This is a genomic window from Lacimicrobium alkaliphilum (assembly GCF_002591895.1).
GTDB lineage: Bacteria > Pseudomonadota > Gammaproteobacteria > Enterobacterales > Alteromonadaceae > Lacimicrobium > Lacimicrobium alkaliphilum.
In genome coordinates this window covers 31,829-55,567 of sequence record NZ_NISX01000001.1, presented here as the reverse complement: position 1 = coordinate 55,567, position 23,739 = coordinate 31,829, and the positions used below count along the sequence as shown (strand labels likewise).

General features: G+C 49.6%; 17 protein-coding genes. 6 read left to right on the top strand and 11 right to left on the bottom strand.

The annotated features are described in order from the left end of the window. Nucleotides 1-12 precede the first annotated feature (12 nt). Nucleotides 13-1,671 carry a methyl-accepting chemotaxis protein gene (locus CDA54_RS00235; protein WP_099032994.1) on the top strand — a complete coding sequence of 553 codons (1,659 nt, stop codon included), beginning with the start codon at nt 13-15 and terminating at the stop codon, nt 1,669-1,671. A 25-nt stretch (nt 1,672-1,696) separates the two neighbouring features. Beyond that, nucleotides 1,697-2,518, top strand: coding sequence for a type 2 periplasmic-binding domain-containing protein (locus CDA54_RS00230; protein WP_099032993.1), 822 nt, complete (start codon nt 1,697-1,699; stop codon nt 2,516-2,518). A gap of 36 nt (nt 2,519-2,554) precedes the next feature. Here the strand turns inward: CDA54_RS00230 and CDA54_RS00225 are convergent, their stop codons facing one another. The 11 genes from CDA54_RS00225 to CDA54_RS00175 form a co-directional block, all read right to left on the bottom strand. Continuing rightward, the gene (locus CDA54_RS00225) at nt 2,555-3,274 is read right to left on the bottom strand and encodes a GNAT family N-acetyltransferase (RefSeq protein ID WP_180237067.1); all 720 of its coding nucleotides are present in this window, start codon (nt 3,272-3,274) and stop codon (nt 2,555-2,557) included. Between the two features lie 2 nt (nt 3,275-3,276). After that, nucleotides 3,277-3,717: a DMT family transporter gene (locus tag CDA54_RS00220; protein WP_099032991.1), complete on the bottom strand. Its 441-nt coding sequence runs from the start codon at nt 3,715-3,717 to the stop codon at nt 3,277-3,279. A gap of 4 nt (nt 3,718-3,721) precedes the next feature. Next, nucleotides 3,722-4,348 carry an NAD(P)H-dependent oxidoreductase gene (locus CDA54_RS00215; RefSeq protein WP_099032990.1) on the bottom strand — a complete coding sequence of 209 codons (627 nt, stop codon included), beginning with the start codon at nt 4,346-4,348 and terminating at the stop codon, nt 3,722-3,724. A 132-nt stretch (nt 4,349-4,480) separates the two neighbouring features. After that, nucleotides 4,481-5,092 (bottom strand): Crp/Fnr family transcriptional regulator, encoded by a 612-nt coding sequence (locus CDA54_RS00210; protein WP_099032989.1) that lies wholly within the window; start codon nt 5,090-5,092, stop codon nt 4,481-4,483. Nucleotides 5,093-5,133: 41 nt separating this feature from the next. Then, entirely contained in the window at nt 5,134-5,451 is a 318-nt protein-coding gene (locus CDA54_RS00205) for a hypothetical protein (protein ID WP_099032988.1), read from the bottom strand. Between the two features lie 51 nt (nt 5,452-5,502). After that, the gene (locus tag CDA54_RS00200; RefSeq protein WP_099032987.1) at nt 5,503-6,978 is read right to left on the bottom strand and encodes an ExeM/NucH family extracellular endonuclease; all 1,476 of its coding nucleotides are present in this window, start codon (nt 6,976-6,978) and stop codon (nt 5,503-5,505) included. A gap of 72 nt (nt 6,979-7,050) precedes the next feature. Beyond that, nucleotides 7,051-7,602: a cohesin domain-containing protein gene (locus CDA54_RS00195; protein WP_099032986.1), complete on the bottom strand. Its 552-nt coding sequence runs from the start codon at nt 7,600-7,602 to the stop codon at nt 7,051-7,053. A 23-nt stretch (nt 7,603-7,625) separates the two neighbouring features. After that, nucleotides 7,626-10,676: an ExeM/NucH family extracellular endonuclease gene (locus tag CDA54_RS00190; RefSeq protein ID WP_099032985.1), complete on the bottom strand. Its 3,051-nt coding sequence runs from the start codon at nt 10,674-10,676 to the stop codon at nt 7,626-7,628. A gap of 413 nt (nt 10,677-11,089) precedes the next feature. Next, the gene (gene iadA, locus CDA54_RS00185) at nt 11,090-12,262 is read right to left on the bottom strand and encodes a beta-aspartyl-peptidase (RefSeq protein ID WP_099032984.1); all 1,173 of its coding nucleotides are present in this window, start codon (nt 12,260-12,262) and stop codon (nt 11,090-11,092) included. Further along, nucleotides 12,259-13,767, bottom strand: a complete 1,509-nt coding sequence (yfcC, locus tag CDA54_RS00180) for a putative basic amino acid antiporter YfcC (protein WP_099032983.1) — start codon at nt 13,765-13,767, stop codon at nt 12,259-12,261. Before yfcC ends, iadA begins: the two co-directional genes overlap by 4 nt. Nucleotides 13,768-13,858: 91 nt before the next feature. Continuing rightward, the gene (locus tag CDA54_RS00175; protein ID WP_180237066.1) at nt 13,859-16,792 is read right to left on the bottom strand and encodes a TonB-dependent receptor domain-containing protein; all 2,934 of its coding nucleotides are present in this window, start codon (nt 16,790-16,792) and stop codon (nt 13,859-13,861) included. A 385-nt stretch (nt 16,793-17,177) separates the two neighbouring features. Here CDA54_RS00175 and CDA54_RS00170 point away from each other — a divergent pair, with 385 nt between their 5' ends. The 4 genes from CDA54_RS00170 (at nt 17,178) to CDA54_RS00155 (ending at nt 23,739) form a co-directional block, all read left to right on the top strand. Further along, nucleotides 17,178-18,956 carry a cyanophycinase gene (locus CDA54_RS00170; RefSeq protein ID WP_099032982.1) on the top strand — a complete coding sequence of 593 codons (1,779 nt, stop codon included), beginning with the start codon at nt 17,178-17,180 and terminating at the stop codon, nt 18,954-18,956. Nucleotides 18,957-19,333: 377 nt separating this feature from the next. Next, on the top strand, nt 19,334-20,173 hold the full coding sequence (locus tag CDA54_RS00165) for an esterase/lipase family protein (RefSeq protein ID WP_099032981.1): 840 nt from the start codon (nt 19,334-19,336) through the stop codon (nt 20,171-20,173). A gap of 309 nt (nt 20,174-20,482) precedes the next feature. Continuing rightward, on the top strand, nt 20,483-21,535 hold the full coding sequence (locus CDA54_RS00160) for a lysylphosphatidylglycerol synthase transmembrane domain-containing protein (RefSeq protein ID WP_099032980.1): 1,053 nt from the start codon (nt 20,483-20,485) through the stop codon (nt 21,533-21,535). Next, on the top strand, nt 21,532-23,739 hold the full coding sequence (locus CDA54_RS00155) for a glycosyltransferase (RefSeq protein WP_099032979.1): 2,208 nt from the start codon (nt 21,532-21,534) through the stop codon (nt 23,737-23,739). Before CDA54_RS00160 ends, CDA54_RS00155 begins: the two co-directional genes overlap by 4 nt.

Sequence of the window (23,739 nt, the reverse complement as noted above, 5' to 3'; positions counted from 1 at the left end):
GGGTAAAGCCTAATGCATAAACTCTCGATCAAACTCAAAATCATGCTGCTTGCCACAATCCCCCTTGTTCTGTTGGCACTGACGTTAACCTGGCAATCAATCAGTCAACAAAAAAGCATCGCCCAGATGAGTGCAGAACAAATGCGGCAATCTTTGTTTGCTGAGCGTCAGGCTCAACTCGATGCATTTCTTGAACTGGCTATCAGTGCCGTTGCCACAGCAGAGACCGAGGAGCAACGCAAAAGTATTTTGCGTCAGCTGCGTTACGAAAATGGCAATAACTATTTCTTTGTCTACGACACCAAGGGGGTTCAGGTTGTCAGTGCTGATGCGCCAGACAGAGAGGGGCAGAGTTTTTATGATAGCCAGACAAAGGATGGGCGCTACCTTACAAGAGAATATATCCAGGCCGCCAGATCGGGAGGGGATTATATTCGCTACAGCTGGCCCAGAGTAGGCAGTTCGGTAGCGTCCCCGAAACTGGCCAAAGCGGTGATGATTCCGGACACAGACTGGATCATTGCTACCGGCTTCTATATCGATGATCTTGAAAATCAGCTGCAGAACCTGCAAGCGCAAACCGACCAACAGGTCAGTAAGAGCATGCTGTTACTGATTATTGTCGCTTTGCTACTTCTGCTGGCCATGATTGCCCTTGGCGTGATGATCGCGCGCAGCATCCTGGTGCCCTTGCAACAGGCGGTAGGTGCCATGCAGGATATCGCTGAAGGAGAAGGCGACCTCTCTCAACGACTGGAAGAGCAGGAGCATGAACTGGGAGACCTGGCACGTGCCTTTAATGTCTTTGCAAGCCAGGTAGCCGAATTGGTCTCAAATGTACGTTCATCTGTGACCCATCTTAGCCAGTCAGGAGAACAGCTCTCCAGTTTAATGAGTAATGCCCAGCAAGGTACACAGAAGCAACATGCTGAGAGTGACCAGGTAGCCACTGCCATGCATGAGATGGCTACAACAGCGCAGGATGTGGCAAATAACGCCAGCGGCGCCGCCAATGCAGCCAATGACGCCGATCAGCAGGTACAACGCGCCAGTCAGACTCTGGCCAGAGCCATTGAGGTGATTCGGGGGCTGGAGGAACAGGTTCAGGCCGGGGTAGATGTGATCTCTAAAGTTGGCACAGAGTCACAAAACATTGGCGGCGTTCTGGAGGTGATCAGCGGGATCGCCGAACAAACCAACCTGCTGGCACTGAATGCCGCCATTGAAGCGGCCAGAGCTGGTGAACAAGGGCGTGGATTCGCCGTCGTCGCCGATGAAGTCAGAACGCTGGCTGCTCGTACCGCATCCAGCACAGAGGAGATCAATGATATGATAGGCCGTTTGCAAAATGGCGCCAACGATGCCGTCACCGCAATAGGTCAGATTAGTAAACATAGTGAAAACACCGTCACGGAAGCAAACAGAGTCAGTAAAGCACTGCAGGAAATACAGACTGCCGTCACCACCATAAACGACATGAATAATCAGATTGCCAGTGCCGCCGAAGAACAAACCACTGTCTCTGAATCCATCAATCAGAACGTACACCGTATTGTGACGATCGCCGAGGAAACCACTGAAGGAACCAGCAAAGCAGCCACGATAAGCGACGAGCTTGCAGCGCTGGCAACAGAATTAGATCAGATAATAGGCCGCTATAAAACCAGTTAATATTCAGGCATAGAAAGGGAAACTGATGCAGAGGTTCAAACAACAGTCTCACAATTTAATATTACTTTTTTGTCTCACCATCGGGTTATTTGGTAGCAACACATTATCCGCCTCGCGGACTGAATCTCTGAAAATGTACCTCTACCATCAGCAACCCCCTTTTATAACAGGTGATATCAATTCTGCGCAGGGTGGACTGGCGTTTAATCTGGCACAATTGCTGATGCAGCAAAAAGATGTTCCTCAGGTCAGGGTAGAGATAAGACCCAGAAAGAGACTCGATTGGGAACTGAAGCACTGGTTAAATGGGAGCTGCCCTTCAAACACCATTCAATGTGATAACAACTGGATGCTGTTTGGTGTTATCCCGCAGTGGGGCTGGAGCGCAGAGAATAGCGACACCTTTAACTGGGTCCCACTTTTTGACGATGCCGATCTTCTGGTTTCATCACGGCAAAATCCTATTGAATATGATGGCCCTTCATCTTTATCCGGGCTGACATTTGCCGCATTGCACGGGCATCAGTACCCAGGGGTGCTGGGCGAAATGATGCAGGATAAGCAGCTTATACGGGATAACGGGTCCAGTAACCTTGCCGTGCTGCAACGTGTGGCAAAGGGGCGCGCCGATATTACCCTGGTGCGCCGGAGTACGTTGAATTATCTGGTAAACAACGACACCAACGGATTGGCCGATAAGCTCCATGTGTTTAAACTGCCTTATAATAGCTTTACGCTGCAGGTAATGTTACCAGCCAACCGCCCGGACTTGCATCAGTGGCTTACCTCGGCATTGAACACAGAGGCCTGGCAGGAGTTACTGAGAAAATATGCAATCAAGCCCTGATTTCAGTTCCTGCTCAGACCATGCCATTAAAGCCCATCATGGTTTTTGACGCTGATAATTGCGAATTCTGAACTGCGGCCGGAATCCCAGCTTACGATACATGGGCTCACCTGCCGCAGAAGCTTGCAACACCATCCATTTTGAGCGGCGAACCATGTCGCTGCCTAATAGGGCTGCCATCATTTTGCTTGCCAGCCCTTTTCCTCTGAACTCTGGTGTCACCCCAAGCTGATGCACACCCACAATATCGTCGGTTTGATATAGCAGTGCGGTTACAGCCGGACGCTGTTGCGCATACCCCAGCATCAGTTGCAGATTTGGGGCCTGGTTACCCCGCAGGATCACATCAGGGTCAATGATATAACCAAAGGCAGCACTGGCGATGCTCGTCCAGACTATAATATCTGCCTCGCTGTTAATAATGGTGATGTCATTATCAGTCTGACACTCAGCCGGGGGGTTTAGCTCTAGCACCATAGCCTGCTGCTCAAACGCGACAGTAAAACCCTGCTCTTCCAGGGCCTGCTCCTGTTCGCGACTTTGCTCCCCCACCTGCCAGACCGGCACAATGCTCTGTGGTGCTAAAAATGCGCCGGGAAACAGCCGCACAGGAAAGTCTGACCAACAACGATGTGGCCAGCTGGCTGAGCAATGTACCCTGTTGCCCCGACTATCTTTGCTGCTATGACTGCCCAGGGTTTGCCACAGGGCGCTAAGGTTATCAATATTGGCTTGCTTGAGTTGGTTAGTATTCATGCTCATTTTCTCAATAAAATCAACGCCACAACCAGGGCAATAATGCCGCCGATCCTTGGCAGGTCCAACGGTTTAACGGGGAAGTTAAACCATCCATAATGGCTGGCCACTGTCGCCATCAGCAATTGTCCGGTCAGCGCATAAGCCATCAATGGTCCGCCCCCAAGTTTGGGAATAAGAAAATACAACATCCCCACCCCAAATGCGCTTAACATACCGCCACCAAACCACAGGTATAGCGGCACGGCGCGGATTACTGAAACACTCGGCAGTGCCTTGGTCCACAATGCAATCGCCAGCACGCAAAACAGACAGCTGCTGGCGAACGCAATAGCGGTGCCCAATAAAGAGTCTTTTAACAATACCCCAAGGTAAGCATTCATACTGGCCTGGGTCGCAATGGCAACACCGGCCAGCACTGCCAGTACTATAAACAGCATCATCACCTTAACTCCGCAGAATGAATTCGTCTGTATCCAGACGCACTTTCGCCAGTTGTGCATAATTATCTTGTGAGTGACGGCGTCCCAGTGCACAGATGGCGGTGGTGGTAAGCTGCTGGCGATTGAGGTCCAGAACCTGGTCATAGCCCTGCGGGTCAAATCCGGTCATCGGGCAACTATCGATTTTCATCATTGCTGCACTGGTAAGTAAGTTACCCAGTGCGATGTATGCTTGTTGATGTGCCCACTCGGCTTTTTGCTGTGGCAACAAGGATGAAAGAAAACCGTTAATCTGTTGCTGAAAGGCCTCAACAGACTCAGGTGCGACCTGCCTGAGCCTGATTAGCTGCTCCATATAGGCTTGTACAGTGTGTTCGCTGACATCGGTCTGTGCAGCAAAAACAACAAGATCAGAACAGTCCACTACTTTGCTCTGACCCATTGAGTGTGCCAGTAGTTGCTTACGCAGCGATTTGTTGCTGATTACGATCAGGCGATAGGGTTGCAGACCAAATGCACTGGGACTCATCCTCACAGCTTGTAATAAGATTTCCAGATCTTCACGGGGAATTTGCTCGTCAGAGAAGTTGCGTACCGCATAGCGCCAGTTTAGTGCGTCTAATACCTTCATATCTTGTCTCTCTTTATTGTGTAAAGAGCACAAGCATAATGACGCCAAACAACAAACTCATTTACATAGGTTGATAAAACGCCGTAGATGAAAAACATTCATTTGCTTGGTTAATAGCGCTTTGGAAAAAAGCTAAAGGATATTACGTCGAATCCGGCTTAGCTGGGTGGGGGTAATGCCCAGATGAGATGCAATATGATACTGCGCAAGACGCCGGTGCAGATCCGGGTACTGACGTAAAAAGCTGCGATATCGTTGACTGGCCCCCTGCTGCACAATTTCCACCTCGCGGGTGTCTTTGGCTTGCAACCAGTGTTGTTCAAGATAACGTATCTGAAAGCGCATCAGTTCTATATTGCTATCCAGCAATGCCCGATACCCGTTAAAGTCAATTTCGATGATCTGCACCGGCTCCAGAGCCTGGACACTGAACTGAGAAGGCTCTCCGGTCAGCAGGGCCGTCATACATCCGGGAAAACTGCCTTCGGCAAAGAAGTTTTTATTGTATTCATTACCCTGCGCATCACTAATAAACACCCTAAACAGACCAGTAAACACGTAGCTAAAACTGTCCGGGTGCTGACCGACACTGTACAAAAGAGCCCTGGCGGACAGTTCGCGGTACCGGCATAACGGCCTGAACGCCTTCCAGGTATCATCGCTAATAGTGGCGTACTGATTCAGACTTTGTCTTAGTGCCGCGTATGCGGCCTGTGATGCCTCAGTTGTTTGTTGTGGCGTCAATACCGGCCTCCTGATTGTGCAACGAGATATGATGAGGGTATTTAATCCGGAGTCCGGGTGGTCGCCAACTGGTACTGGCGAGCCAGTGCAGAAAGCGCATTATCAGGGCCGCAGATTTCGCCGCCCTGTTCATCGGGCAATCTAAAATCCAATTGGCTGTTACCTTTTCGAAGACTCAGAACGTCGAAACATTTCTCTGTATCTACTTCACTGTGCATACGATCCCGTTCCCAGCCCTGTGCCTGATAATCTCTGATGATTTGTCTCAGTAATTGAGCAGTAACGGTCTGTGCCACCAATTGCTTGTTGAGCTTAAGCTTAAAATGGCGCCAGCGCTGTGTTAATGAATAATTAGCCATCAGGGTATCCGGGAGTGATTATTAGCACAAGGATGCCCTGATTAGTGCTGCTTAATCAAATTTAATGCTGATTAGCACGGGGTCATGGTCCGACGCTCTGTAGCCGTCTTTTGCATAGAGCGACTGAGACTGCCCAGCGGTTTTATTCTCAGTGTTGTAATCCAGTGCCCGGGGTTCATCGGCATTGCTATGCCAAGCGGCCGCATCGATTACTTTTGTGAATAGTTGTCGACTGGCCAGCGCATGGTCAATGTAGCCGGACTGACCTCTATAAACATAGCTATAGGCTTTGTCACCGGCAAAATGCCCCACCAAATCCTTATATCCATGAGCCGCAAACGCGCGGATGGGGTCTTCCATGGCATAGGCATTCAAATCACCCATCACCAGTTGCTTTCCGTTGCTGTTGAGATCTGGCTCAGTATCCAGCCATGTTATCAATCGGTTAGTCTGTAGCTGGCGTTTTGCATTGAAGCAGCCCTGTCCATCATTCTGGTCCTGATTCAGTCCCTCAGCCCTATGGCAACTGCCCTTGGATTTAAAATGGTTGACCACTACAGTGAGTGACTCTCCCGAAGCCTTATGCTGAAATACCTGAGCCAGTGGTGGCCGGTCAAAAACCTTATCCGGGCTAATTTTTGCTGTGGACATCAGCGAAACCACTTGTGGGCGATACAACAAACCCACCGCAATCACGTCATCACCCAATGGTGCTCCGGCATCAACAAAAGCATAACGGTTTTCACCAACAGCATGATTTAATGCCTCAGTGAACTGGGCGATAGTACTGAACTGGCCAAAACCATCGTTCTCCAGTTCCATAAGTCCGATAATATCAGCATCCATCGCCGCAACAGAGGCTACTAACTTGGCTAACTGACGCTGATATTCCTCAGGATTATCGGCCCCTCTGGGGGTAGGGAAATCACCGCCCTGACCGTCACCGTTAAACAGGTTGAGCAGATTAAGGCTGGCGATACGAAGATTTCCGCTGCGCAACTCCGGCCTCTGCAGGCGTGGATTGGCTGCTATAAATTCAGGCTGTTCAACAGGGCGCAGAGTAATTTTCTGGTCTGATAGCTGCAAAACACCAGTAACAGAAACCACCTGATCACCAACACGCACTGTATTATTCGCACTTAACGCTTCGCCTGGATAAGGTATTTTTTCAGGATATTCCTGATCACTGTGATCCAGCAACCGGATACGGTTCAATTGGTTATGCTGTTCCAGTGCTGCCGCCTGAGAAGAGCCAGGCAAGTATAGGTTGGTCGGAACGAACTGCCGTTGATGAGAAAGTGTCAGCTCTCCAAAACGATGCAGGTTGTAACTGTCTATCACTGTCAATGGCTGATTAAACGTCACGTGTTTTCCGTCTAATGCTGCAACCTGCTCGTAACTGCTAAAAGGTAGCGACAGCACAACAGGCTCTGAAAGCGTTACATCTGATTGTTCTGCACAACCTGCCTGCAGCGCTGACACAGCCAGAAAAAAAATGATGAAGAGGTATCGAAGTTGTTGGTTCATTTAAAATCCACTAGTAATAACAGATGCACAAAAGCCCCGCCGAAGCAGGGCTCTTGCGCGTGCGCGTGAAGTTTAACTGCGCTTTCTGCGTGCCACAACGAAGCCGGTCAGAGCCAGCCCGAACAATGCCAGACTCGCAGGTTCTGAAACCTCTGCGGCCGTAACATTAACCGACGAGTTACCTGAAAAGCTAACCGGAACATCATCAAACAGAGAATCGCTGAATACCCCGTTTGCCAGTGCAAAGTCAAAGTTACCCAGCGCCTGTGCCGTTAAGGTAAAGCTGGCTATCAACGCCTCTCCATTCAGGGAGAAAATGTCGAAGAAACCAAAACCCAGTCCCGTTTCCGCACCGTCCGCAAAGGCAAAGTTTTCAAATAAGATAGCCGATGACAGATCTGAGCTATCCGCAACCACAGAATCGCCCGCACTCAGTCCAAAACTGCCGGTATCGAACAGCAAATCAAACTCAAATGCCGCCACATCCACCAGGTCGGTAGCGCTCAGATTGACGGTGATTTCGTCTCCGATGGTGTAATCGGTCTGATCCACACTGAGGTTAATTTGAGCTGCCTGAGCACCAAAGCCCAGCGTTAACGTTAAGATTGCAATAAGTTTTTTCATTGTCTTTTCCTTAGTAGTATTTGTTATTCAGTGGCACAGCTGGCTCGGCTACAGAGCGTGTACATGATTTGTAGGTCGCGGGTGTTAATAACACCGTCATCATTCAAATCGAAAGCCATATCAATGGTTTGTCGGGTCAGTATGGCCCGCATCAGTCCTTTCATATCGCTGCTATCCACATCACCATCACCGTCAAAATCACCCTGTAATTCTGCAGCCTGCAGGTCCAAAGTGACGATAACAGGGTCATGATCCGAGGCGCGGTAGCTGTCCGGTGCATAGAAGTCCAGTACCTGTTGCTGTGATTTGTACTCGGTGTTGTAGTCAAGAATACGTGGCTCGTCGGCATTAATATGCCAGGTAGCCACATCGGTCACCTGTGCGGCGAGGTCGTCACTGGCAATAGCATGGTCCAGATACCCGGCTTCACCTCTGAACACGTAGGAGTATGCCTCGGATCCGGCATAGGCTTCGATCAGGTTGGTAAAGCCATTGTCAGTAAATGCACGGATAGGATCTTCCTTGGCATAGGCATTTAAATCGCCAATAACCAGATGGTTTTTCTCACTTGAGAGCTGCTCATCAGTCGCTATCCAGTCCAGTAATGCCCGGGCCTGGGCTACACGAGTGGCATTGAAACAAGCCTGACCGTCGCCCTGGTCCTGATCCAGACCATCGGCACTGCCGCAACCGCCTTTGGATTTAAAGTGGTTAACGATAACGCTCAGTTCGCCGCCTCCGGCGTTACTGAAACGCTGGGCCAGCGGCGGGCGGTTATAGACCGAATCCAGATGAATACGCGCATCACCCACCGGCGTAACGGCACCGGTTTTATACAGCAGACCCACTGCGATAGCATCAGTACCTAGCTGCCCACCTGCATCCACATATGCATAGACAGACTCGCCAGCCAGAGCATTGAGTGCGTCAGTTAACTGAGCGATGGCGCTGTTCTGGTCATAGCCATCGTTTTCAATTTCCATCAGCCCGACAACATCGGCATCCATGGTCAGAATGGCAGACACCAGCTTATCCAGCTGACGCTGATATTCTTGTGAATTGTCGGCACCTCTTGGTGTCGGGAAGCCGCCACCCTGACCGTCACCATTAAAGAAGTTCAGCACATTCAGGCTGGCTACTTTAAGGTTGCCCTCGGCAATCTCCGGCGCTGGTGTTCTCGGGTTACTGGCCACAAAAGTCGGTGCTTCAACCGGAATAATGCGATATTCACCAAAGCCATAATCGAGCACGCCGCTAAGACTACTAACCAGATCACCGGTACGCAGGGTATTAAATGCAGACAGCCCACCAGTGGGATAAATCACCGTTTCGGGATTCTGACCGTTGATACCATCGTCCAGCAAAATACGGTTGAGAGCATTTTCCTCCGCCAGAGACTGGGCTACTGCAGAACCCGGCAGGTGCAGGTTAGTCGGAATATAAGTACGGCCATTAGATAGTGTCACTTCACCATAGCGCCCCAGATTGTAATTGTCGGTTACCGTCAGGCTGTGTTCAAAACTAACCAGCATCCCCTCTAAAGACTCTGGCTGCTGCGCATCGGCGAAAGGCAGTGACAAGCTCATTGTGGGCGTATCTGCCTGTCCACAATCCAGACCTGGAGCGCTGACAGTGAGCTGGGTTTTATCAAAGAACTCACTCACCTCGCCCTGCACTCTTACCAGTGTTCCCGGCTGAGGCAGATTCTGATCAGAATTGGTATAGACAAACACCCCTTCTGAAGTATTCGCGTCATTATCCCAGTCTGCGACTTCTTCCTGAACAAAATAGCCCTGCAGGTTTGTAAAGGTACCGGTTACCACCGCTTCAACAATGTGGCTTTCAGACGCCACTGGCGAAACATCACCACTGCCCTGAATCTGACTGATCAGGGTTGCCGGGTCACCACACTGCCATAACTCAACCACAGGGGTGTCACCACCATCGTCGCCGTTGTGGCTGCCCAGATAGGTAAAGGTATCAGACGCAAATTCCTGCCACTGCTCTGCGGCAACAAAGGTATCCGATGAATCCGTATCCCCGGCGGTATCAGCCTTGCGAACCAGAGTCACATTGCTGCCAAAGTTCTGTCCGCTGCCAACCTGACCGATACTGTCGACCAGTGTATTGTTATAGCGAAGTTCCAGCGCATCATTGCCGTTAAAGTTAGTGACTCCGGAAATCACATCCGCCACGGCCTGAATCGCATCAGCTGCCTGGGAATTGGCAATAACCAGTACCTCACCAGCGGCCAGTGAGCCGGTAAGATCCAACGTAGTGCCGGCATTGGTATTGCTGTTAGAATACAGCAGAACCTGATAGCCACTTAAGTCCAGCGTAGCGTCCGTTGTATTTGCCAGCTCAATGGCCTTGTTAAAACTGCTGCCCTCAACATATTCTGAGAAAAGCAGTCCTTCGCCGCCTTCACCTGGCTCAACCGGATCCGGGTCGACCGGGTCAGGATCGCCCGGCGAACCACCACCATCCCCCGTAAAACTGGCCAGCGGAAACGGTAGCACAGCCGAGTCATTGCTACTCTCGCCATCCAGTGCATTCGGCCCGCTAAACTGCCAGTTCGCTAAAACAAAATTCCCATCATCCGGGCCTGTGTCGGCTATCCGGTACGCCCAGCCATCAAGATGCTCCCAGGCCTGTCCCGTTCCATCTACTTCGGTTTCACCAAAGGTATCTACCACAGCGCCATCACAAAACAGCTCAATGGCATCATCGCCATTAATGTTGGCTGCACTGCTGGTGTAGTTGGGCGAAAAGCCAAAGAAATCACTAAAACCGGCAGACTCGGAAGCCACGTACAGATATTGACCGGCACTGACAGCACCTGAAGGGAAGGTAAACTCCTCACCATCGGTACCACCACCGTTGTTGGCCGAACCAAGGCCACATTGACTGATATCATCAATGTCTTTGGCAACATAAATTTCAACGGCCTTTGGTAAGCCTCCGGGCAAGGGGCCATCTACTACGCCACTGATGATCAAACTGTCTGCCGGAGCAGCCGTTGCCTGCATGGACGCCAGTATAGCGGCCGACAACAAAGATATTCTGGTTTTCATATTCTCTACCCTGTATTTGCTGGTTACTAGAATGCGCGTTTCAGTACTGCCAAATCTTCATCTGCACGCTGACTATTCGTAACTGATTGTGCAATCAGGTATAGAAAGTAAGAAGGGGTTATAAAGATTCATAACTTCCTGTACATAAAGCTTTATAATCAATAAGTTAAAATACATAGGTAAATTTACCTGAAGCAACAAGTAAGAATGGCGAGGATGGATAGCTGTTTAAAACGTAATCTGTTGGTTGTTTTTTAATCCAGAAAGCAGATATGACAAATAAGTGACAAGTTTCATCTGAAAAATCAGTTTTATGACAAACGTAAAAAGCCGCAGCAGTCTAAATTGTAAAACTGCTGCGGTAAGGGACAGAGCATGGCCCACGGGAGACGCTTTAACAATGAGCGCTAAGGTTACTCAAAAGTCCCTTTAACACAGGCCTTGCCATCACGGAGCATCAATCTTCCCCGGGCATACACAGATTCGATTTGCAATGAATCTGCTGCGGCAATAATCAAATCTGCATCGCAGCCTGGCTCAATACGCCCTTTGTGAGATAAGCCGAGTATATCTGCCGGGCTTTTGGTAACGCTGGCAAGGGCTTTTTCCAAAGGTGCCTGGTACTTATGTACCGCATCACAGAAAGACTGATACAAAGACCCAACCTGGCCCACTTCCAGACCAATAAGTTGCCCTTTTTGATCAAATACCGGCAGGCTGGCATTGCCGTCTGAGCTGATGGTAAGCTGCGTGGCATCTACCCCCTCTTGCAGGCAATAGGCCAGGGCTTCTGCAGCAGGTATCTCACCTTCACAGATAAACTGCGCATTGGTGCTGCTGGTGAAATCGATGCGTCCGCCAGCCCTGGTCCAGGCAATTCCTGCGTCAAGTAAAGACTGATTGCGGTTTATATGGGTAGGATAAAATTGCGACGCAGGGATATCAGATTGTTCCACCACCTCATGTAATAATTTCAGCTGACCAGCGCCATCCCCCACATGAATACTGACAATCCCGGATTTACCCGACAGCATACCGCCAACTCTTGCGTCTGAAGCAATCTGCATCAGCTCTCTGGGAGTGGGTTGTGATGAGCGATGATCAGCAATGGCCACTTCACCGATACCGATAAATTTTTCGATCAGCACAATATCATCGGTCACATTGCCGGTTATTGTGCGTGGTGGCAGCTGATAAGAACCGGTATAGCAATATACGCTCAGCCCTTCTGTTTCCAGCCCTCTGGCCTTAGCCAGCAGATCCGGTAAGGTGCGGGTGGTGGCATCGGTACCCAAAGCACCAATCACCGTAGTAACACCACCAGTGGTGGCATCGGTCAGAGACATTTGCGGTGTGCGGGTATGAAAACCGCCTTCACCGCCACCACCTGTGATATGCACCAGGCTGTCAACCAGACCGGGCATCAACACTTTGCCACTGCCGTCCACTTCGATGAGCATATTCGAGCTGATAGCGATGGATTTATCCATGGCAACCACTTTGTCACCCGCGATCAGCACATCCAGCGTGCCTTTGTCTTCAGGGCAAAGAACCCTGATATTCCTTATTAACGTTAGACTGTTCATTGATAACCTATTGCTACAGCCACTACCATTGCAGCGGCTGACATTAACATAAGACCCAGCACCGGCTTCCAGGCAAATTTGGCCCACACAGACCAGTCAATTCGTGCCACACCAAGACAACCAATTAATGATGCAGAAGTTGGAATGATGGTGTTGGTCAGCCCGTCACCCAGTTGAAAGGCCAGAACCGCAATTTGCCGGGAAACCCCCACCAGATCAGACAGTGGCGCCATCAACGGCATGGTCAGGGCTGCCTGGCCGGAACCCGATGCAATAAAAAAATTAAATACCGACTGAAAGCCAAACATAAACAGCGCCGAACCGGTTTCCGATACTGACGCCATACTGCTGCCGGCATGGTGCAATAAGGTATTCAGCACCGAGGGACTGGTAGCATCATCACCACCTAAAATCAGTACAATTCCTTTTGCCATGCCCACAATCAGCGCTGCGGGGAGTAATTCTTTTGCGCCTTTCTGGAACGCTTCCGACGCACCGTTCATGGTCATGCGTCCCCCTGCTATGGCGATAATGGCCACGACGATTCCCATGGCAAAAAACTGACTGGCAATCTCCGGGATATAATACTGATACAGGGTTACGCCCCAGATCACCCAGATTATACCGGCCAGTAAGGTCAGCAGAATGGCGATATCCACTGCGCCAAAGTTATTACTCAGCGCCTGTTGTTGTTGCTGACGAAAATGCCTGTCGGCATGCAGACTGGCACTGCTCTCGGGGTCCGCTTTTATGTGTGCGGCATAACGCATGGTAAAGACCATGCCCACCAGCGTAAAAATCGCCCAAAGGGTGACACGATAGCCTTTGCCAGACATCAGTGGCACATCCGCAATACCTTGTGCAATGGCAACGCTGAAGGGGTTCATCCAGGAAGTGGCAAAACCTATCTGCGTGGCGATATAGGTGATCAGCACGGCAGTAATGGCGTTGTAACCTAATGCCACCATCAGGGGGGTAAGCACTATACAAAAGGCAATCGCCTCCTCGCCCATGCCAAACACCGCACCACCAAAAGAGAACAACAAAAACATCATGGGTACGATGAGTTTGTCGGCCTTTTGGGTACGGCGTATCAGGGCCATAATGCCATTATTCACGGCACCTGATTGCATGATGATGCCAAAGGCGCCACCGACAATCAGAATAAAAGCCACAACACCGATAGCCGCACCCCATTTAGAGCCCGACACCATGCCCTCAAAGGCATAATTAAAAAAGCCCTGACCACCGCCGCTGGCAAAGACTCTGGCTCCGTTGTCCTGCTCACCTGCGTAAGTGAAGCTGTCTGGCTCAATCAGCGTACGTGTTTGTTCCTGACCATCCACTATCCGTGTCACCTCGCTGGTTTCAAAGTAACCAGCCGGAATAATATGGGTCAGGACTGTGGCGATCAGCACCACGAAAAACAGGATCACAAAAGCATCAGGCATCTTACTGGCCAACGATTGCTGTTGTGGCTGTGAAGTTGAATTTTCAGCTTGCATAACACCACCTGACTGAGGGTTCAGCCAATAACTGGATAAACCAAAAGCAAGCGGGGCTGATGCCCCGCCGCCGTGAGCTATATCAATCGGATTAAAAGAAATAACTCAAGGATACACGGTAAGTGGTGCCAAAAGCATCGTGATTAATGGAATCAAACCCTCGGGCAGATCCATATGCACGGGGTGGCTCGCGATCAAACAGGTTGTCGATTGACAGGCTGACACTGGCATTGTCAAACTCATACCCTGTGCTTAAACGCACCGTGGTCCAGGCACTGACATCGCGCTCCCCGTCCGCGTTCAGTTCACCAAGACTATCGAGCTCGTCGATTTCACGGCCACGCAGGCGCTGGATATCATCGGCGTAAGAATCCGTGTAATAGGCGGTTACACCGGCAAACCAGTCGTCTGTATCCCAGAACAGACCCAGGCTGGCAATATTCTCAGGATAGCGCCAGGTACCGATCAGTTCTTCTATTTCATCGGAGCCGGGCTTGTTGCGTTCGAAACTGATGTAATGGGTGGCATCGAATTGCAGGGACAGATCGCCGCCGCTGAATTCAAACTTATGATCGAAAGCCAGATCCAGACCACTGACGGTCTGATTGCCGGTATTTTCAAGCAGCAGTACATGATCACGATTCAGCGGCAGTTCTTCAAAACGTGGCTGATCGAAGTCCACCCAGGCATCCAGAATTTCGCTTAAGTTGGCTCCATCCTGCTCAATGGTCAGACCCGCCATATCCGTAACCAGGCACAGATCCGGATCGTAGGAAATCCCCATCTCACCCTCTGGTACCAGACCACAGTGGCGCAGTGACGCATCACTGATAGCCCGATCCAGTACCCCGGTCATATCCGTATCCACCAGTTTTTCATGGTCGAAGCGCCAGTAATCCAGGGTGATTGTGGTATTGCGGGCAGGACTCCAGGCAAAACCGACACTGACAGAATCAGATTCTTCTGCCTGCAGGTCCGGATTACCCAGCTCCAGCACGTTGTTGCCACGCAAGTCACCGAAGCCTTCACAGTAGAGATCCGCTACCGCCTGGTTAGCGGAACAATCAAAAGAGGCGCGAGTGGTACGCAGCTTGACACCTGCCTGGGTCAGTGATGGCGCTCTGAAAGAGGTGGCCCAGGAGGCACGCATCACCAGGTCATCAGTTGGACGGTAAATCATCGACACCTTGGGATTAAAGCTGTCACCAAAGTCATTGTAATCGTCGTAACGACCGGCCAGTTGCATTTCCAGTTGCTCTGTCAGCGGAATATGGAATTCAGCAAAAGCGCCCCATTGCGTACGATCCGCTTCAGACAAGCTGGAGCCAAAGCCGAACACATCCACCAGGTAGTCGTTTTCAAAGCGGGCACGGGCATTTAATGACGGTACATCGGTGATTTCTTCCCTGCGGAATTCAAGACCGAAGGCGGAGCGAATCACATCGTTATTAAATTCCATCAGATCGCCGGAAAAACGCAGATCCCAGCCGTATACGGTACTTTCACCATCGCGGGTCGGCATTTCCTGGGCCTGCGCTAAAATCGCATCGTTCTGAGCATCATTCCGGGCAAAGGGGTTGTACATGCCCAGCAACTCGCCACCGGAACAGCTTAACGTGTCAGTATCAGCATTATAATTGGCGATATTGCCATTTGAGCAAAGCTCACCAGCAATCGCTGCATGATATTTATATCTGTTGTAGATGCCGGCAGTGGCTACCTGTTCTGACTCAGATTTAGACAGGGTTACGGCGGATTCCCACTCCCATTCGCCGACCATGCCCTGCAAACCGGACACCAGACGGAAGGAATCGGTTTCTATCTCTATGGTACGGGGATCTTCAAAGCGGCCATCAAATCTGAAGCCCCAGATACTTTGACCCGCCGGGGTATCGAAACGCTGGAAGTAAATATCGTCAAGCAGGCGATCGCGAATTTCATCGGGGTAAATATCAATAGCTGTCTCAGAGGTAAACGGCCCCTCAGAATCATCTATCTGATTAATCGGTGCCGGCGTCGAGTAAGAGGTGGACTTGGTATTAGTGTAGAAAAAGTCGGTTTTCCAGTTCAGATCACCAAAATCCTTGTTGTAACTAAAACCTGTGGAGAGGCTTTCCAGCGGTGTTTCCAGCCAGTCATCCCCATTACCATAATAGGCACAGATATCTTCGCCAAATTCCGTTCTGACCAGCTCGGTCTGACAATTTGGGTTAGCAATCTCCAGATAGTTGCCGTCTTCATCCTGAACATTCGAGGAGTTATAGTAAATATTGGGGGTTTTTGACAGATAGGAGTAACTGCTTTGCAGCACAGGGTCCCGGGTATAGCTGCGATCTGTGGCTTTAAAGTCCTTGCGATCATAGTAATCGGCAAACACCATTAAATCACCGCCCCCGACTTCATCACCCCAGATAAAGTTGATGTTGGCCTTGCCCTCATCGGAGCTGGCAGTGCTGTTACCGTATGAAACGTTAAGCTCAGCACCCTGATAATCTTTTTTCAGAATATAGTTAATTACCCCGGCCACGGCATCGGCACCGTAGGTAGCGGAAGCACCGGTGGCCAGTACTTCGATGCGCTCAATGGCGGCAAGCGGAATACTGTTGATATCCACAAAGTTCTGGGTGCCGGAGGCAAAAGAGCTGGCAGCAATACGACGGCCATTGATCAGCGTCAGGGTTGCTGAAGGACCAAGGCCACGCAGGGATGCAGCTGCCTGCCCGGCCGGAGTGGATGTGGATGTAGCACCACTTTCAGAGGTCGAAAATGAGCCTTCACCGCCGCGGGTCTGAGAAATAGTGCGCATCAGTTCAAATACGCTGCTTGCGCCAGATTTCTTAATGTCTTCGGCACTGATAATCGTCAGCGGTTGTGCGCCTTCCATATCCACACCGCGAATATGTGAACCGGTGATCTGAATTTTTTCTACACTCTGTTCGCTGTCCGTTTCCTGTGCGTTGGCAACGCCTGTCATGCCCAAACCCAGGCCAATACAAATGGCCGTATGCAATCTGTTGATTTTCATGATAATTACCCTGTTGTTGCTATGCCGGACGGATCAACGCCACAAAAAACAGACGTGCCCTGTCAGCATTTTTCTAATAATTGATTGAGTTTCCTGGATGGTGGTTTCAGGCAGCAGGATGCCGCTCCGATTCACCTAAAGAGAAAGGAGGTTGGCTATTCGTCGAACCACTCGGACAAATAGAAGCTGTTGTAATGATAACTGGTCAGGTTGACCGCTTTTTTCAACATAATCACTTCGTTTTGGTTAACAGTACCAGGCCAATATTTATGCGATTACCGCGCTTTTATGCGCTGCCACAATCTGATTGACACCCTATTAGAATTACCTTTAGCGTAAAAGCATGTCAACAAAAATTTAACCTTCTGAACCAGGAATTTCTGCTATGCAAATGTCTGCACTGCCCGCGGTTATCGCGCTTATGTTCTCTTGCACCGGTTGGGCAAACGTCGGTGAAAATACGGACAAATCCGACGAAAACAGAGTGATTTTCGAAGATAATTACAATCTTGTGTTGGTGGGGGGCGGCCTTTCCACCTGTTCGAGTTTTAGCCAGAAAAACTGTCTGGACAGCAGCTTTTCACAACAGCATAAACAACAGTCTTTGTATCAGATCACTGAGAACGCTGTTCAATCATTGCTCAGTTCTGCTCCTTTTTTACATCAGCCAGAGGACTACCGGGCAGACTTTTCCCGGGTGATTAAGAATATTTATGCAAAGCTGCAGAATAAAAGCCTGACCAGTGGCGATCTGCGTGATGCCTTTTCCAGGGTGAATTACAGTAATCTGAATGGCTCTCTGTTTTATCAGGAAATTCCGGACAGGCTGTACTATGCCATGCTGGATTTCTTCGAAATTCGCCAGCTTGATGATAGGGGTAACAGAAAAACCGAGGTGACAGACCTGGCTCAGAACAAGAACCCGCACTCCAGAGCTGTCTACCATCGCTTCGTAGAAATGGCCAAAGCACGACTGGAGAAACAGGATACAACTCCCCGCATAGCTGTGATAACAGCCTCCAGTCGCGATCCTTTTGAAGTGGCCGATTTTTATCAGTCAGTGTTTAAGGAGGCCGGTGCCGAGGTGATCTGGCTGCCGCTGGATAAAAGCTATCAACAGGCCAGAAACCTGGAAGAAAAAGGCTTTGCCGGTTGTGAAAAGCTGACTGATATCCGTGCCGCCAATGGCAGTTTTAACCGCGAGGCGATCTACCCCAATCGTACCGCACTACAAAAGTCAGTTTGCCAGGATCCGCAACAGCTTTATCAACAGATACGTCAGGTACAGGGGGTCTTCTTTAACGGTGGCGACCAGAGTCTGACCCTGGCCGCTCTATTAAATGAAGAGGGTACTGACAGCAAAGAACTGCAACTGATCAAACAGCAAATGGCTGGGGGCAAACTGGTTGTTGGGGGTACCAGCGCCGGCACTGCAGTGCAATCAGGCGGGGTATTCGCCAACCGTCCGGTGCCAATGATCTCAAATGGCGATTCGGCTACCGCTTTTGCCAGAGGCCCCTTTGCGACTCCACCGCCAGGCACCAGGTGCGCTGACGACAGTAAATGCTGTAACGGTTTGCAAGGCTCAGATCTTACCTATCGGGCCGGGGGTGGCAGTGGCCTGTTTAACTTAGGCATACTGGATACCCATTTTTCCGAGCGTGACAGAGAAGCCCGTCTTGCCCTACTGAGCACCTATACCGGTACCCGATTCGGTTTTGGTGTCGATGAAGCCACTGCGTTGCTGGTGAATACCACAGGCACAAACATAAAGATGGAAGTGATCGGTCAGGGCGGTGTGTTTGTTACAGACAGCCAAAGCGGTATCTATAAACTGCAGGGCAACAAGCGACAACTGGTAGCAAGCAGCCATTACCTTAATCATGGCGACAGGTTCGCCTTTGATACACAAGAAAAACAATTACGTTTTGAGCTCGCCGGCAACGTTGTTACTGACAGGATAAACGTGACTCCGGTGCTGGAGGAAGGCGTCTGGCGCCGGTTGCTCAGTCATAACTGCGGGACTCAGGAGCCGCTTAACTGGAGTCTTGATAATATCGCCTATGTTGCGATGCCCACTGAGGATACCCTTTTTAGTCTATCTGATAATAAAGGACAGCAGCGCTGCAGTTATATCAACCTGCCCTTCGGCATAGAGAATTAAACTTTCAGAGTCTCTCAGGTGGTCTTTTCACTGGTCATGTTTTTTTGCCCCTGGCCACCTGATTTTTGCCGCGGCACTTAGCCTGATACATAGCCGTATCGGAATGGTGAATAGCCGCTTGAAGATCCTCCGGATTTCCTACCTGGCGCTGAATCCTGACTCAGCATAACTCTTTCTATTTCAGGGGTTGCTGCGGTGGGCGCTTTAACTCCTGTGCCCATTAAAATAGAATGCAGCACTATAGCGCCATAGCGATTAACAGCATGATTGTATTGATTTTGCAAAATCAACGCAGATCACAATAACTGGCGAATTATCAGAAATATAAGACAAAATAGCTGTTATCCCACTCATTTTTCAGGAGAAGTATCAGGCCCATGCTGTTTTATCTGACACTTATTGTTGTGAGTCTGCCTGTGATCATTGCTATGAGCTATGCGGTAGCCATTGTGTCGTTATATATCCGGGTCAAACGCTTCTATGCCCGCAGTAACCTGCCCTTTTATAAGCTGAGTCCCGGGCAACTTTGGCTTTTCTATGCTGAAGTCATGCGGGCTGTGGTGCTGATGAGCTTCTGGCTGATTTTTAAAAGTAATAAGAATGGTCTGCATAAACCATCAGCGGCTGATAAACCAGCGGTACTCTGCGTACATGGGTTTCATATGAACGGCAGTTGCTTCTGGGGACTGAGACGGTATCTGGAACAAGCGGGTTTTGCTACTTACAGTGTCAGTCTGGGGCGACCCTACGTAGACCTGAGAAAATACGTGGACAGCCTGCATCAGGCATTGGCACAAACCTTTACCAATAATCAGCAGCAACCGGTACATCTTCTCGCTCACTCAATGGGCGGGCTGGTTTGCCGAATGTTATTGCAACACTACCCACAGGATAAGCACCGCATCAAATCCGTCATTACCCTTGGCACTCCCCACCATGGAACCCAGGCAGTAGGCGATTTCACCCTGCCCTGGCTGAAGGAACTGTTTCATCCGCAAAGCCCGCTGCTGCATCAGTTGCCGGCATTCAGTCAGTTGGCCCCGGAACTGCCGGTCATGACCATTGCTTCGGTTAATGATTTAGTCGTCTATCCCGTGAACCGTGCCTTATTAGATCACAGCACCAGAGTGAGATTTGTTACTATCAGCCATATGGGCCTGTTGCTTGATAACAGAGTGAGAAATCGGCTTAGTCGCTGGCTACAAGAGTTTAACTAAACTCCTGACTTGTACACCTGCACCAGCAATAACTGAACGAATACGCATACACTTGTCTGTTGGGACTAATACCAATCCGCATAGATAATTGATGTTGGTTAGACCAAAAGATATTCGCTATCATTTTGCCTTTGGCAGCCCTACAAACACAAGGTGCACAGCGGCTCTGTATGAAAGCACGGAAAAGAATGGCTACAACATCCCGACTACTGATCGTTTCACCGCGATCGTCATGCTGGTCACACCTGCTACCAGAGTGGTTATCTGGTCAATGGAGCCTCCGGTGATTCGGTTTACCGGAGTGAAACGATGACAGATTCTGTGCCAGAGTCACCTCTGCGCCGGCATACAGTACGCTGGATTTATTCAGCGGTATTATTTGTTGGGTTAAGCATTGGTGTTCCGTTGCTGATCTTTTATAAGGTCGATGCTCAGTCGATCTCAATTAATCCTATGCTGTACTCCTGGCCGGTGATGTTAAGTGTCTTTGTGTTGATACTGATCTACTTCACCAGCGATGCCCTGAGACTGAGTTACATCCTTAAGGCATCCGGTCACCAGCTTAAATGGCGACACAGAATAAAAATCACCTTTATTAATATGCTGTTTTCAAATATCACCCCGCTGGCTACCGGAGGTGGTTTCGCTCAGATCTGGTATCTTCGGCGATTAAATATCCCTGTTGGCACCGCAACAGCGGCGACAACAGTCCGCACTTTTATTGCCATGGCCCTGATTTTTCTTCCCATCCCCCTACTGGTAATGAATCTTCCGTTCTTTGACAACAATGCGGTGATGACAGGAGCAGGATGGCTCTTATCCATAGTTGCGCTGACCTATATTGCCTGCTTTCTGATTATGTTATTCCGCCTGAGATGGCTGTTAAATGTCATCGACAGGATTGCAGGAGTACTGATTAAGATCCGCCTTGTCAGCGCTCAGAGTGCCAACCGGCGAAAGCGTCAGGTACTCAGGGAAACGGTGAGATTTTCACACAGCCTGGAACATTGCTACCTCAGGAACCGCAGAGATATTATCTTATCTGTGTTTTTTACCGCGGTTTTTCTGCTCTCACTGTTTTCTTTTCCCTGTCTTCTTTTGTGGGGATCCGGATACGATGCAGGCTATCTGGCAACAACGGGTCTGGTAGCAATACAAACCAGCCTGATGTATTTCGCCCCATCCCCGGGCGGTGCAGGGTTTGCTGAAGGGCTGTTCGGTCTGTTTTTTACCGACCTGCTGAGCACCTCAGAACTTGTCGGAATTATTCTGATCTGGCGTTTTCTGACAATCTACCTGGGCATGTTAATCGGTATCCCGGTTATATTGCATGAGCTATTCTGCAAAAAGGCTAAAGAATGAGTACGTCATTATACAAAGCACTCTTCTATCTGAATATGCTGGTGTTGTTTCTGGTTATTTTTTACAAGATTTATCTCTATGTGACCGATGTGGATTATGGTGCCGTACATGCAGATCAGATTGAAAATATCGAATCAGTGTTGAACGGCAGGGAAAACTTCAGTTTCGCTGTAGTCGGCAATATCAACAATTCTATCGGTGTCTTTGAACGCAAAATCATCCCTGAGTTAAATCAGAGTAATGTGGATTTTGTTGTTTCTGCAGGCAACGCGGTCAGCAGTGGTGGTGAAGACAAATACCGTGCACTGCATGGCACCCTGAGTCATCTGCAAAAACCCTATTTATTGACCTTTGGTGAAAATGAACACAATACCTTTGGAAGCTACCGCTATTATGACCATTATGGACCCTATGTTTTTGCTTTTTCAGGTGCAAACAGCCGCTTTATTTTTCTCGACAGCTCCGGGAAAACCTCTTACCGGTGGCAGGCACGCTGGCTGGAGGAAGAGCTTGAAGTCGCCCCAAACGACAATGTTTTCATTTTTGTTGGCCATCCTCTGCTCCCGGTAACCAACACCGGTATTTTTGACTTTGATGATGATTACCTTGCCGAGCAGAGCTTCCGCGAGCTTATCTCTCCGCAGCTTAACAGCCCGAAAGTCAAAGCGGTTTTCTCGGCAAACCTGCCACTGTATTCTGAACAGAAAACCAACAACACCCCCTTTATTGTCACAGGGGGTGCCGGAGGGTTGGTGTTCAGTGATGAACAGAGCTTTTATCACTTCGTACAGGTCCGTGTTGAACAAAATCAGGTACAAATTGAGCCGGTAAAATTAGATGTCGGGCAGCATCGGTTTTTTCGGATCCTTGAAAGTATCTGGTTTTTTATCCACTCACTGTTCTATGTAGGCTATCTGAATTACCTGCTCCTTGTCAGCGTGCTGGTACTCAGTGCCTTCTGGCTACATTCATTGCTGTTTGAAGAGCGCGACTATTACCCTGACTTCAACCGCCCTTCTGAGCCGAAACTGAAGCGACGGATCAATGTCGCGATGTTTACCAACAATTATTTGCCGTTTATCGGAGGGGTACCGATATCCATCCAGCGATTGTCGGGAGCGTTGCGTAAACTCGGGCACAAAACGATGATTTTCGCCCCAAAATACAAACAGGAGGAAAAAGTCGGGGATGATGAAAACATTTTCCGACTCCCCTGCATCTGGAAAAGCGCTCCCGGAAGAGGCATTGTGGTGCCGAATCTGTTTTCTTTGACCGCAATCAGAAAAATACGCGGATTTTCGCCCGACGTAATCCATATTCACCATCCGTTCTGGATGGGTACACTGGGACTTCTGGCAGCAAAGTGGCTAAAAGTACCGGTTATTTATACTTACCACACCAGACTTGAGCATTATTCTCATAATGTGCCCTTACCAGACGCGCTTTTCCGCAACTTTCTTTCTCACTTGTTAGTACGGCGCCTGGGCAATAAGTGTGATGCGGTTGTGGTGCCCTCAGACGCATCCGAACATTACCTGCGTATGATCGGTGTGAAAACACCGGTATTCGTTGTACCCACCGGTATTGAAACCGATAAATTCAGCAGGCAGGCTGAACAGGACAAAGCCGCGCTGCAAGCTGATTTGGGAATCGACAAGGATGATCTGGTTCTGCTGAGTGTTTCCAGATTAAGTGAAGAGAAGAACATCGGGTTTATGCTCAACGCACTGGCAGGACTTAATCAAACCTGTACCAGAAAATTCAGGCTGATACTGATTGGTGATGGCCCTCAGCAAGAGCAATTGCGCCAGCTCACTGCTGAACTGGGCTTACAGGACCGCATTATTTTTGCAGGTTCAGTACCACCGGAAAAAATGCCCGTTTACTTCAGTCTCGGTAATCTGTTTGTATTTGCGTCAACCTCAGAAACTCAGGGCATGGTTATACTTGAAGCCATGGCAAGTGGTATGCCTGTGGTGGCAATACGCGCAAGTGGTATTGACGACTTTGTTATTAACGGTAAAACCGGCTTTAAAACCATGCATAACAGTGCTGCATGGGCTGATTGTGTTAAACGACTGCTTGAAGATGATGAGCTGAGACAAACCCTTTCCGGCCATGCAGAATCGATGGCCGCCGGTTATGGAATCAACCAGTTTGGCCGCGAAATGGAGCGGGTTTACGCCCATGTTCTGATCAGATAA

Coding starts and splice junctions, on each gene's coding strand:
- CDA54_RS00235 (WP_099032994.1), top strand. CDS start 13: ATGCATAAACTCTCGATCAAACTCAAAATCATGCTGCTTGCCACAATC.
- CDA54_RS00230 (WP_099032993.1), top strand. CDS start 1,697: ATGCAGAGGTTCAAACAACAGTCTCACAATTTAATATTACTTTTTTGT.
- CDA54_RS00225 (WP_180237067.1), bottom strand. CDS start 3,274: ATGAATACTAACCAACTCAAGCAAGCCAATATTGATAACCTTAGCGCC.
- CDA54_RS00220 (WP_099032991.1), bottom strand. CDS start 3,717: ATGATGCTGTTTATAGTACTGGCAGTGCTGGCCGGTGTTGCCATTGCG.
- CDA54_RS00215 (WP_099032990.1), bottom strand. CDS start 4,348: ATGAAGGTATTAGACGCACTAAACTGGCGCTATGCGGTACGCAACTTC.
- CDA54_RS00205 (WP_099032988.1), bottom strand. CDS start 5,451: ATGGCTAATTATTCATTAACACAGCGCTGGCGCCATTTTAAGCTTAAG.
- CDA54_RS00200 (WP_099032987.1), bottom strand. CDS start 6,978: ATGAACCAACAACTTCGATACCTCTTCATCATTTTTTTTCTGGCTGTG.
- CDA54_RS00195 (WP_099032986.1), bottom strand. CDS start 7,602: ATGAAAAAACTTATTGCAATCTTAACGTTAACGCTGGGCTTTGGTGCT.
- CDA54_RS00190 (WP_099032985.1), bottom strand. CDS start 10,676: ATGAAAACCAGAATATCTTTGTTGTCGGCCGCTATACTGGCGTCCATG.
- iadA (WP_099032984.1), bottom strand. CDS start 12,262: ATGAACAGTCTAACGTTAATAAGGAATATCAGGGTTCTTTGCCCTGAA.
- yfcC (WP_099032983.1), bottom strand. CDS start 13,767: ATGCAAGCTGAAAATTCAACTTCACAGCCACAACAGCAATCGTTGGCC.
- CDA54_RS00175 (WP_180237066.1), bottom strand. CDS start 16,792: ATGAAAATCAACAGATTGCATACGGCCATTTGTATTGGCCTGGGTTTG.
- CDA54_RS00170 (WP_099032982.1), top strand. CDS start 17,178: ATGCAAATGTCTGCACTGCCCGCGGTTATCGCGCTTATGTTCTCTTGC.
- CDA54_RS00165 (WP_099032981.1), top strand. CDS start 19,334: ATGCTGTTTTATCTGACACTTATTGTTGTGAGTCTGCCTGTGATCATT.
- CDA54_RS00160 (WP_099032980.1), top strand. CDS start 20,483: ATGACAGATTCTGTGCCAGAGTCACCTCTGCGCCGGCATACAGTACGC.
- CDA54_RS00155 (WP_099032979.1), top strand. CDS start 21,532: ATGAGTACGTCATTATACAAAGCACTCTTCTATCTGAATATGCTGGTG.